General features: G+C 64.4%; 9 protein-coding genes, 4 tRNA genes and 1 pseudogene. All 14 read right to left on the bottom strand.

Features of this window, described 5'->3' with window-relative positions:
- A pseudogene (locus tag FEI13_RS18335) lies at nt 1–488 on the bottom strand (DNA-directed RNA polymerase subunit beta'); the annotation flags it as partial.
- An 87-nt stretch (nt 489–575) separates the two neighbouring features.
- The gene (rpoB, locus tag FEI13_RS18330) at nt 576–4,655 is read right to left on the bottom strand and encodes a DNA-directed RNA polymerase subunit beta (RefSeq protein ID WP_138182941.1); all 4,080 of its coding nucleotides are present in this window, start codon (nt 4,653–4,655) and stop codon (nt 576–578) included.
- Nucleotides 4,656–4,886: 231 nt separating this feature from the next.
- The gene (gene rplL / locus FEI13_RS18325; protein WP_138182940.1) at nt 4,887–5,258 is read right to left on the bottom strand and encodes a 50S ribosomal protein L7/L12; all 372 of its coding nucleotides are present in this window, start codon (nt 5,256–5,258) and stop codon (nt 4,887–4,889) included.
- A 92-nt stretch (nt 5,259–5,350) separates the two neighbouring features.
- Nucleotides 5,351–5,857 carry a 50S ribosomal protein L10 gene (gene rplJ, locus FEI13_RS18320; protein ID WP_138182939.1) on the bottom strand — a complete coding sequence of 169 codons (507 nt, stop codon included), beginning with the start codon at nt 5,855–5,857 and terminating at the stop codon, nt 5,351–5,353.
- Between the two features lie 261 nt (nt 5,858–6,118).
- A complete protein-coding gene (rplA, locus tag FEI13_RS18315; protein WP_138182938.1) occupies nt 6,119–6,811 on the bottom strand; it encodes a 50S ribosomal protein L1 in 693 nt (230 codons plus the stop codon).
- A gap of 2 nt (nt 6,812–6,813) precedes the next feature.
- Nucleotides 6,814–7,245: a 50S ribosomal protein L11 gene (gene rplK, locus FEI13_RS18310; protein ID WP_138182937.1), complete on the bottom strand. Its 432-nt coding sequence runs from the start codon at nt 7,243–7,245 to the stop codon at nt 6,814–6,816.
- 93 nt (nt 7,246–7,338) lie between these two features.
- Complete coding sequence (gene nusG / locus FEI13_RS18305) at nt 7,339–7,872, bottom strand: transcription termination/antitermination protein NusG (RefSeq protein ID WP_138182936.1); 534 nt, start codon at nt 7,870–7,872, stop codon at nt 7,339–7,341.
- Between the two features lie 8 nt (nt 7,873–7,880).
- Entirely contained in the window at nt 7,881–8,249 is a 369-nt protein-coding gene (secE, locus tag FEI13_RS18300) for a preprotein translocase subunit SecE (RefSeq protein ID WP_089848278.1), read from the bottom strand.
- Between the two features lie 72 nt (nt 8,250–8,321).
- Nucleotides 8,322–8,397 (bottom strand) — tRNA-Trp (locus tag FEI13_RS18295).
- A gap of 152 nt (nt 8,398–8,549) precedes the next feature.
- Nucleotides 8,550–8,624, bottom strand: a tRNA-Thr gene (locus FEI13_RS18290).
- Nucleotides 8,625–8,652: 28 nt separating this feature from the next.
- Nucleotides 8,653–8,726, bottom strand: a tRNA-Gly gene (locus FEI13_RS18285).
- A 48-nt stretch (nt 8,727–8,774) separates the two neighbouring features.
- Nucleotides 8,775–8,858: transfer RNA gene (locus tag FEI13_RS18280), tRNA-Tyr, on the bottom strand.
- Nucleotides 8,859–8,973: 115 nt separating this feature from the next.
- A complete protein-coding gene (locus FEI13_RS18275; RefSeq protein ID WP_138182935.1) occupies nt 8,974–9,813 on the bottom strand; it encodes a type III pantothenate kinase in 840 nt (279 codons plus the stop codon).
- Complete coding sequence (locus FEI13_RS18270; RefSeq protein WP_138182934.1) at nt 9,810–10,793, bottom strand: biotin--[acetyl-CoA-carboxylase] ligase; 984 nt, start codon at nt 10,791–10,793, stop codon at nt 9,810–9,812. The genes FEI13_RS18275 and FEI13_RS18270 overlap by 4 nt, the downstream gene beginning before the upstream one ends.
- Nucleotides 10,794–11,403 lie beyond the last annotated feature (610 nt).

Genomic DNA, 11,403 nt, shown 5'->3' with positions numbered 1-11,403 from the left:
TCGTCGTTGAGCAGCTGGCCGCGCTCGAGGGTGGTCATGCCCGGATCGATGACCATGAAGCTCTCGAAGTAGAGCACCCGCTCGATGTCACGCAGGGTCATGTCGAGGAACATGCCGATACGCGACGGCAGCGACTTCAGGAACCAGATGTGCGCGACGGGGCTCGCCAGCTCGATGTGGCCCATACGCTCGCGGCGAACCGCGGCCTTGGTCACCTCGACGCCGCACTTCTCGCAGATGATGCCGCGGTGCTTCATGCGCTTGTACTTGCCGCACAGGCACTCGTAGTCCTTCACCGGGCCGAAGATCTTGGCGCAGAACAGGCCATCCCGCTCCGGCTTGAAGGTGCGGTAGTTGATGGTCTCCGGCTTCTTGACCTCGCCGAAGGACCAGCTGCGGATCATGGCCGGCGACGCCAGCGTGATCTTGATCGCGTCGAACTCTTCGGACTGCGACTGCGATTTGAGGACTTTCACCAAATCTTTCATGGGGTCGGCTCCGTTGCGGAGTTGTCATGGGCGGGGGCGTTGCCACCCCCGCGGACCGTCATTCTGTGAAGCGCAGGCGGTGCGGCCTCAGCTTTCCAGCTCGATATCGATACCCAGCGAGCGGATTTCCTTCACCAGCACATTGAAGGATTCCGGCATGCCCGCCTGCATGGTGTGGTCGCCATCCACGATGCTCTTGTACATCTTGGTGCGCCCCTCCACGTCGTCGGACTTGACCGTGAGCATCTCCTGGAGCGTATAGGCCGCGCCGTAGGCCTCCAGGGCCCAGACCTCCATTTCCCCGAAGCGCTGGCCCCCGAACTGCGCCTTGCCGCCCAGCGGCTGCTGAGTGACCAGCGAGTAGGAGCCGGTGGAACGCGCGTGCATCTTGTCATCCACCAGGTGGTTGAGCTTCAGCATGTACATGTAGCCCACCGTGACCGGACGGTCGAAGGCGTCGCCGGTACGCCCGTCGTACAGGGTCGTCTGACCGGAATCCGGCAGATCGGCGAGACGCAGCAAGTGCTTGATCTCGCCCTCCTGGGCGCCGTCGAACACCGGCGTGGCCATCGGCACGCCGCCCTTGAGGTTCTTCGCCAGGGCGATCACCTCGTCGTCGGAGAGCGAGTCGATGTCCTCGACGCGGGTGCCCTCGCTGGCGTTGTAGATCTGGCCGAGGAACTCGCGGATCTGACCGACCTGCTGCTCGCGGGCGTCGCGCAGCATGTGCTCGATCTTCACTCCGAGGCCGCGGGCGGCCATGCCCAGGTGCGTCTCGAGGATCTGACCGACGTTCATCCGCGACGGAACGCCCAGCGGGTTCAACACCACGTCGATGGGCTCGCCGTAGCCGTCGAAGGGCATGTCCTCGACCGGCATGATCGCCGAGATGACACCCTTGTTACCGTGACGGCCGGCCATCTTGTCGCCCGGCTGCAGGCGGCGCTTGATCGCCAGGTAGACCTTGACGATCTTGAGCACGCCCGGCGCCAGGTCGTCGCCCTGGGTGAGCTTGCGCTTCTTGTCCTCGAACCGCTCGTCCATCTCCTTGCGACGGTTCTCGAGCTGTTCGTCGGCCTGGGCCAGCAGCTCGTTGAGCGTTTCGTCCTGCATGCGCAGCTTGAACCACTGCTGACGCGGCAGCTCCTCGAGGTAGCTGTCGGAGAGCACGTCGTCCTTCTTCAGCTTCGGCCCGCCGTTGACGGTCTGGCCGGCGAGGGTGCGCTGCAGGCGCTCGAAGGTGGCATCCTCGGCGATGCGGTAGGTCTCCTGGAGATCCTTGCGCACCTCGTCGAGCTGCATCTGCTCGATGGAGAGCGCCCGGGAGTCCTTCTCCACGCCGTCGCGAGTGAAGACCTGGACGTCGATGACGGTCCCCTTCATGCCGGTCGGGGCACGCAGGGAAGTGTCCTTCACGTCGGAGGCCTTCTCGCCGAAGATCGCACGCAGGAGCTTCTCTTCCGGCGTCAGCTGGGTCTCGCCCTTGGGCGTGACCTTGCCGGCCAGAATATCGCCGGCCTCGACCTCGGCGCCGATGTAGACCACGCCGGCCTCATCCAGCTTGCCCAGCGCCGACTCGCCGACGTTGGGGATGTCGGAGGTGATCTCTTCCGGCCCCAGCTTGGTGTCGCGAGAGACGCAGGTCAGCTCCTGGATGTGGATGGTGGTGAAGCGATCTTCCTGGACCGCCCGCTCGGAGAGCAGGATGGAGTCCTCGAAGTTGTAGCCGTTCCACGGCATGAAGGCGATGCGCATGTTCTGACCCAGGGCCAGGTCGCCCATGTCCACGGAGGGACCGTCGGCCAGGATGTCGCCACGGCTCACCCGGTCACCGGGGCGCACGATCGGACGCTGGTTCTGGCAGGTGTTCTGGTTCGAGCGCAGGTACTTGGTCAGATTGTAGATATCGACGCCGGCCTCGCCGCCGATGATCTCGTCCTCGCTGACCCGCACCACGATGCGCTTGGCATCGACCGAGTCGATCACACCGCCACGGCGGGCCACTTCGCAGACGCCGGAGTCACGGGCCACGAAGCGCTCCATGCCGGTGCCCACCAGGGGCTTGTCGGCACGCAGGGTCGGCACCGCCTGACGCTGCATGTTCGCCCCCATCAGGGCGCGGTTGGCGTCATCGTGCTCGAGGAAGGGGATCAGGGCCGCGGCCACGGAGACCACCTGGCGCGGCGACACGTCCATCAGCGTCACCTGCTCGGGACGCATGAAGGTGGTCTCGCCGCGATGACGCACCTGCACCAGGTCGTCGACCAGCTTGCCGCCCTCATCCACGGTGGCGGAGGCCTGGGCGATGACGAAGTCGCCCTCCTCGATCGCCGAGAGGTGCACCACGTCGTCGGTCACCTGGCTGTCCACGACCTTGCGGTACGGCGTCTCGAGGAAGCCGTAGCTGTTGGTGTGGCTGTAGGTGGCCAGCGAGTTGATCAGGCCGATGTTCGGGCCTTCCGGCGTCTCGATCGGGCAGAGGCGGCCGTAGTGGGTGGCGTGAACGTCACGCACCTCGAAGCCGGCCCGCTCGCGGGTCAGGCCGCCCGGCCCAAGCGCGGAGACGCGGCGCTTGTGGGTGACCTCGGAGAGCGGGTTGTTCTGGTCCATGAACTGCGAGAGCTGGCTGGAACCGAAGAACTCCTTCACCGCCGCCGCGACCGGCTTGGCGTTGATCAGGTCCTGGGGCATCAGGCCTTCGCTCTCGGCCATGGAGAGACGCTCCTTGACCGCGCGCTCGACGCGCACCAGGCCCACGCGGAACTGGTTCTCGGCCATCTCGCCGACGCAGCGGATGCGGCGGTTGCCCAGGTGATCGATGTCGTCGACGTCGCCGAAGCCGTTACGGATGGCGATCATCTCGCGCAGCACGTCGAGGATATCGCGCTGGTCGAGGACGCCGGAGCCGGTGTCGCTGTCGCGACGCAGGCGACGGTTGAACTTCATGCGGCCCACGCCCGACAGGTCGTAGCGATCCTCGCTGAAGAATAGGTTGGTGAACAGCGTTTCGGCGGCTTCCTTGGTGGGCGGCTCGCCGGGGCGCATCATGCGATAGATCTCGACCAACGCCTCGAGGCGGGACCCGGTGGTGTCCAGCTTGAGGGTATCGGAGATGAAGGGGCCACAGTCGAGATCGTTGGTGTAGAGGGTCTCGAGGGTGGTGATGCCGGCCTGGCCGAGCTTCTCGAGCAGTTCCGGGGTGATCTCGCTGTTGCAGGAGCAGATCAGCTCGCCAGTGGCGGGATCGACCTGATCCTTGGCCAGAGTCTTGCCGAAGAGGTAGTCCATCGGCACGTCGAGGCGCTCGAGACCGGCCTTCTCCAGCTGGCGGATATGCTTCTGGGTGACCCGGCGGCCCTCCTCGACGATGACGTTGCCGTCGCCATCCTTGATGTCGAAGGTGGCCGTCTCGCCGCGCAGGCGCGATGGCACCAGTTCCACGGAGAAGCCGGACTTCTCGATGTGGAAGGTGCTGAACTCGAAGAACTCGGCGAGGATATCCTCGGCGCTCATGCCCAAGGCGTGCAGCAGCACCGTGGCCGGCAGCTTGCGGCGGCGATCGATGCGCACGAAGACGCTGTCCTTGGGATCGAACTCGAAGTCGAGCCAGGAGCCGCGGTAGGGAATCACGCGGGCCGAGTAGAGCAGCTTGCCGGAAGAGTGGCTCTTGCCCTTGTCATGGTCGAAGAACACGCCGGGCGAGCGGTGCAGCTGGGAGACGATGACCCGCTCGGTACCGTTGATGACGAAGGTACCGTTCTCGGTCATCAGGGGGATCTCCCCCATGTAGACTTCCTGCTCCTTGATGTCCTTGATCGCCTTGTTCGACGAATCCTTGTCGTAGATGATCAGGCGAACCTTGACGCGCAGGGGGGCCGAATAGGTGACGCCACGCAGCTGGCACTCCTTGACGTCGAAGGCCGGGGTGCCGAAACGGTAGCTGACATACTCAAGGGCCGCGTTGCCGGAGAAGCTCGCGATCGGGAAGACCGACTTGAAGGCGGCGTGCAGGCCGATCTCCATGCGTTCTTCGGGTGAGCGATCCTGCTGGAGAAACTCGTAGTAGGAATCAAGCTGGATGGCCAGCAGGTAAGGCACATCCATCACTTGGGGCAGTTTGCCGAAATCCTTGCGGATGCGTTTTTTCTCAGTGTATGAGTAAGCCATCTGTATTCCCCAGCTTGTTCACCATGGGTGACCGATGCGTGTCGGCGTCACCCGACGGGTACGGCTCCGTCAGGCGCTGACGGCAAGCCTCCACCAGGAGGCTCGCCGTCGGAATTCGGCTAGCGGTGGCCCGTGGGCAACCGTCTAGTGACAACAGAAAAAGGCCGGCAGCGGGTGACCCGCCACCAGCCGTGGAAGCTTACGCAGCGCGTGAAGCCATGGGCACAAGGGTTACTTGAGCTCCACGCTCGCGCCGGCTTCTTCCAGCTTCTTCTTCGCCTCTTCGGCGTCGTCCTTGGACATCGCTTCCTTGATGGTCGCCGGCGCGCCGTCGACGGCACCCTTGGCTTCCTTCAGGCCGAGACCAGTGATCTCGCGGACGGCCTTGATGACGTTGACCTTCTTGTCGCCGGCGCCGGTCAGCACCAGGTCGAATTCGGTCTGCTCTTCTTCAGCTTCGGCTTCACCGCCACCCGGGCCGGCGACAACGGCAGCGGCCGCGGTCACGCCGAATTTCTCTTCCATCGCTTCAATCAGACCAGCCACTTCCATGACGGTCATGTCGGCGACGGCGTTGATGATGTCTTCTTGGGTCAGTGCCATGTTCAATTTCCTAGACTTTGCGGAGCCTCGGTCAGGTGACCAAGTGCTCATGATTCAATGATCGGTTCAGGCTACTCAGAGAAGCACGCCAATCAGGCAGCGGCCACTTCTTCCTTCTGGTCGCGCAGCGCCGCGAGAGTACGAACCAGCTTGCCGGCAGAAGCTTCCTTCATGACGGACATCAGCTTGGCGATCGCCTCATCGTAGGTCGGCAGTGTTGCCAGACGGTCGAGGTCGCTTGCCGGGATCAGCTCACCTTCGTAGGCCAGCGCCTTGACCTCAAACTCCTTCTGACCCTTGGCGAACTCCTTGAACAGACGGGCAGCGGCGCCCGGGTGCTCGTAGGAGAAGGCCAGCATGGTCGGACCGGAGAAGGTCTCGTCCAGAATCTCCCAGGGAGTTCCGGACAGGGCGCGGCGTGCCAGGGTGTTGCGGACAACACGGATCTGCACGCCGTTCTCGCGGGCCTGCTTGCGCAGGTCGGTCATCGCGCTGACCGCGACGCCACGAGAGTCGGCAACGACGACGGAGAGCGCATCCTTGGCCGCTTCACTGACCTCGGCAACAATTGCCTTCTTGCCTTCGAGTGCTAGTGGCACAGTGATCACTCCTTCGTGCCGGAACCTCGCGAAGAGGATTCCGGTGGTTACCATCTCTCCCGACCGGAGGTCGAGAGTCCTGGGTGATGGTGCTCACCAGAGATCTGGCGGCCACACCATCTGCGCAGGCCTTCCCGAGGAAAGATTAAGCCACTCTTCCGGGGAGGAGCGGCACCTGCGGTCTTTGACGGTGCCCCGCCGGCGAGGATAGCCCGGCACGGGGACCGCAAAGTTCCTGCAATTGTCTCGATCGACGCCCGGTCAGACCAGGGCGGAATGATCGATGGTCAGACCCGGCCCCATGGTGGTGGACAGGGTAAACTTCTTGAAATAAATACCCTTGGACGTGCTCGGCTTGAGCCGTTTCAGGTCAGCGACCAGCGCCTCTAGGTTGCCCCGGATGGCAGCAGCGTCGAAGTCGACCTTGCCCAGAGTGGTATGGATGATGCCGTTCTTGTCGGTACGGAAGCGCACCTGACCGGCCTTGGCGTTCTTGACCGCGGTAGCGACGTCCGGCGTTACGGTACCGACCTTCGGGTTCGGCATCAGGCCACGCGGGCCGAGGATCTGGCCCAGCTGGCCGACGACGCGCATGGCGTCCGGCGAGGCGATGACCACGTCGAAGTCGAGCTGGCCCTTCTTGACCTGCTCGGCCAGGTCGTCCATGCCGATGATGTCGGCGCCGGCTTCTTTCGCGGCATCGACATTGGCACCCTGGGTAAAGACGGCGACACGCACGTCCTTGCCGGTACCGTTGGGCATGACGGTGGCGCCACGCACGACCTGGTCGGATTTCCGCGGATCGACGCCGAGGTTGACGGCGACGTCCAGGGACTCCTTGAACTTGACGGTGGAGAGCTCGGAGAGCAGGGCCACGGCGTCGTCGAGGGAGTAGGCCTTGTTGGCGTCGACCTTCTCGCGAATCTGCTGTGCGCGCTTGGACAGTTTAGCCATGATCAGAGACCCTCCACGTTCAGGCCCATGCTGCGGGCACTACCGGCAATGGTACGCACCGCGGCGTCGAGATCGGCAGCCGTCAGATCGGGCTCCTTGGTCTTGGCGATCTCTTCGAGCTGTTCGCGGGTCACGGTACCGACCTTGGTCTTGTTCGGCTCACCGGAGCCGGACTTGATGCCAGCGGCCTTCTTCAGCAGGACCGCCGCGGGCGGGGTCTTGGTGACGAAGGTGAAGCTGCGGTCGGAGTAGACGGTGATGACCACGGGAGTCGGCAGGCCGACCTCGATGTCCTGCGTTGCGGCGTTGAACGTCTTGCAGAACTCCATGATGTTGACACCGTGCTGACCCAGCGCCGGGCCCACGGGGGGACTCGGATTGGCCTTGCCAGCTGCCACCTGCAGCTTGATGTAAGCCTGTACTTTCTTGGCCATGATGGACTCCAGTTGGGTAGTAGCGCCTTGCGGCTCCCCGGGTTACACGACCACCCTCGGGTGGCCGCCACGAAAAACGATGAAGCCGGAAGGCTATTCCTTCTCGACCTGGGCAAACTCCAGCTCGACGGGCGTGGAGCGGCCGAAGATCAGCACGCTGACCTGCACGCGGCTCTTGTCGTAGTTGACCTCTTCGACGACGCCATTGAAGTCGGCGAAGGGACCGTCGACAACGCGAACCGACTGACCCGGCTCGAACAGCGTCTTGGGCCGCGGCTTGTCGGTGCCATCCTTCACCCGGCTGAGGATCGCATCCGCCTCACGCTGGGCAATGGGCGCCGGCTTCTCCTTGGTGCCGCCAATGAACCCCATGACGCGCGGGGTCTCGTTGACCAAGTGCCAGGTCTCGTCATCCATCTCCATCTCGACCAGCACGTAGCCGGGATAGAACTTGCGCTCGCTCTTGCGACGCTTGCCGTCACGCACCTCGACGACTTCTTCGGTGGGCACCAGAATCTCGCCGAAGCGATCCTCCATGCCATACATCTTCACGCGCTCGGCGAGCGAGCGCATGACATGCTTTTCGAAGCCGGAGTAGGCGTGGACGACATACCAACGCTTGGACATGAAAACTCCTAACCGATGACGCCGGACATCGCCCAGCCAAGAAGGGTGTCGATCAGCCAGAGCATCAGCCCAACCACCAGCACTGCCACCAGCACGATGGCGGTGGTCTGGATGGTCTCGGGCCGTGTCGGCCAGACGACGCGCTGAATTTCCTTCTTCGCACTCCTGGCGAGCTCGAGCAGATCACGACCCTTGGTCGTGGTCAGCGCCACCAGCGCCGCCGCCACACTGAGCACGACGACACCGAGCACACGATAGAGAAGTGCCTGATCGGCAAAATAAGTATTGCCGACCACGGCAAGGACCAGCAGAGTGACGACAACCGCCCACTTGAGCCCGTCGTGGCGCGACTCCTGCACCTCGGCGTTATGCTTCATGAAAACGAGACTCCTCAGGGTGCGGCAATCGAAACATGAAAGTATATGAGATATCGCCAGCCTGGGGAAGACTGGCAGGCCAGGAGGGAATCGAACCCCCAACCTGCGGTTTTGGAGACCGCTGCTCTGCCAATTGAGCTACTGGCCTGTATCTGCTTTCGCGACCGCCCTTTGCAGGCGGCCTGCACGACAGCGGGCGCCATAATAGCGAAAGGCGCTTCGCCTGGCAACCCCTCCCCCGACACATTGTCGCCCCGAGGGAGAAAAAGAAAAAGCGAGCCGCGGCTCGCCTTCTCAATATGGAGCTCATGGACGGATTTGAACCGTCGACCTCACCCTTACCAAGGGTGTGCTCTACCCCTGAGCTACATGAGCACAACTTGCGGCACCATCACTCGATGCCTGGAGCGGGCAGCGGGGATCGAACCCGCATCATCAGCTTGGAAGGCTGAGGTTCTACCATTGAACTATGCCCGCTTGCCCACTCTTGCTACCAGCACCCGACGCATCGCATGCGGCGAAACTTGGTGGAGGGGGAAGGATTCGAACCTTCGAAGCTTTCGCGGCAGATTTACAGTCTGCTCCCTTTGGCCACTCGGGAACCCCTCCAACTGGCGATGCATTCTACCGCCTTTGTTTCCGGTGTCAAGCCTCTGATTTATCAGGCTCTTGATACTTCGTGTCGAACTCGCCGACGCGTCTTTCCGGAACGCGACGCATTCTGTCAAAGCAGCATCGAGAATGCAAGCGCCGCACGGATCTTTTCCATCGCCACCGGCGCAGGCACCTCTGGCGCCCCGGAGAGCCGGCCGGCGCGCTCCGCCGCCGTGAGCGGGAAGCAGGCCTCGAGCCCGCCATAGACCATGTCCGGCCACACTGCATGGGGAACCTGGATGCCTCGTGACACCACCCGCGCGTCGCCCCCGGTCAACAGCATGGGCAGCGCGACGTCCTGCTGATCACACACCTCGCTGTAGATGCGATTGACTGCGCTGACCGCGGCCATATAGATGCCGTGATTGACTGCCTCGACCGTGCGCCGGCCCGGCTCGAGCAGCTCTTCCGCCTCGCTGTCCGGATCAATGGCCACGTTGCGGGTGCCGAGCTTGAGACTCTCCTTCATCAGACGCAGCCCCGGCAGGATATAGCCGCCGAGGTGTCGCCCACCGGGCAGCACGAAGTCGACGGTAATGGCGCTGCCGCAATCCACGGCGCAGCAGCCGCCCGCCAGCTGATAACCCGCCAGGGCCCCCATCCAGCGATCAACTCCCAGCTTGCCGGGCTCCTCATAGCCGTTGGCGACACCCAGGGCCTCGTGAGTGGAGCGCGCCACATGGACGGTGCCGACTCGGCGGCGCAGCAGTGCCACCGTCTCTTCCAGGACCGCCCGACGTGCCACGCTGGAGATGCGTACCGCCTCGACCACATCGAGGTCCGGTATATCGGCTCCGGGCCGCCACTCCTCGCGGGTCCAGACCGCCCCGCGCGAGCGGATCTCGCTACTGTCGCCATCCTTGAGTCGCCACTTCGACAGGGTGTTGCCGATATCCAGGTCCAGGATCATGCCCGTCTCCGCACGCTGATTTCACCGCCGGCCAGCCGCCACTGCCGCTCGCCCTGGTGCACCCAGAGATTGCCGGCCGCATCCACGTCGCCGGCAATCGCCGCTTCACGCTCGCCCCGCTGCAGGATCTCCACCTCACAGCCGGCGTAGGCGTGCCGGGCGTTCCAGTCGCCCTGCCAGGCGGCGAAGCCCTGCTGCTCGAAGCCCGCCAGCAAGGGCAGCAGCTCATCGAGCAGCGCCGCGGCCAGGGCATTGCGCGACAGTTCCGGTGCCTGATCGTGAACCGCGGCCACGGGCTGGTCGATGCTCGCGCGAAACGCCTGGGGCAGGTCGACGTTGATGCCCATGCCGACCACCACCTCGCAGGGCCCGGCAGCGTCCCCGCTGATCTCGACCAGGATACCCGCGAGTTTGCTCAGCTCACCGCCGCGCCCCTCCAGCAGCACATCATTGGGCCACTTGAGTCGGGGCGTGGCACCGTGATGCTCGAGAACCCGGGCCAGCACCACGCCGAGGGCCAGGCTCAACCCCTCAAGGGCGGCCACGCCGGCGTCGACCCGCCAGCCGATCGAGAGCATCAGGGTACGCCCCCAGGGCGTCACCCAGGTACGCCCCCGGCGTCCGCGCCCTTCACTCTGCTGCTCCACCAGGCAGACCTCGCCATGCCCGGCGCCCTGCGCGAACCGTTCGCGCAGATAGGCATTGCTGGAGGGCAGGGTCTCCTCCACGAACAGCCGCGTCAGATGAGGGCGAGCCTCCCGGGACAGGCCAGCCACCACGGTGCGCCCGTCGAGCAACTCCAGGCGCTCCGTCAGGCGATACCCCTGTCCCCTCACCGCCTCCATGGGGATGCCCAGGGACTCCAGCTTCTGCAGCTGTTTCCATACCGCCGCCCGCGAGACGCCCAGCCGCACTCCCAGCTGCTCGCCGGAGTGGAACTCGCCGTCGCTCAACAGGCGGATCAGATCACCGATGGTCATGCTCATGCCCCAGACGGGAAATGAGCCATTCTAGCGGATGGGGGCAGGCCCCGGAAATCGCGGCACGGCGATCGTGCCCCGACGAACCGGTTAGATCGCCTCGTAATCGCCGACAGGGAGCGTCCCACCCGACCCGGAGACCAGGTGCCAGGCACGGCGTCGATGAGGCGGACACCGACACGTCAGGCCGGCGTGGCGCCACACTCACGCGCCGCGCCGATTCTCCTCGCTCCCCGTGGACGACGCCCTGGGCCCGTGCGTGAGCCGATAACCCATGGAGGGGCGCCCACCCCTCCTTTCCCCTTCCTGCAGACCGTGACGAGGTCGCTCCAGGCGCCCTGACCCACTTCACCTGCCCTCGGCTTGACCTTCCCTCCCAACCGCAACGCCCCCGTCTCGAATGAGGCGGGGGCGTTGCGGTTGGGGCGGCGCATGACAGGCGGCTGGAACGATGCAGCACGCCGGACCTGGGGGTGGGGAGGAGAGAGGGGGCCGGTTTCTAGACGGAGCGCTCTCCCCGAGCCGGTCACAAGACCCTGCGCCCCATATGAAAAAACCCCGAGCTCGCTGAGCTCGGGGTTTTCTCGGCATAGGTGCCTGACGATGACTT

It is taken from the genome of Halomonas urmiana (genome assembly GCF_005780185.1).
Lineage (GTDB): Bacteria > Pseudomonadota > Gammaproteobacteria > Pseudomonadales > Halomonadaceae > Halomonas > Halomonas urmiana.
The sequence above is the reverse complement of the archived record's forward strand: the minus strand, read 5'-3'. Positions and strand labels throughout refer to the sequence as shown.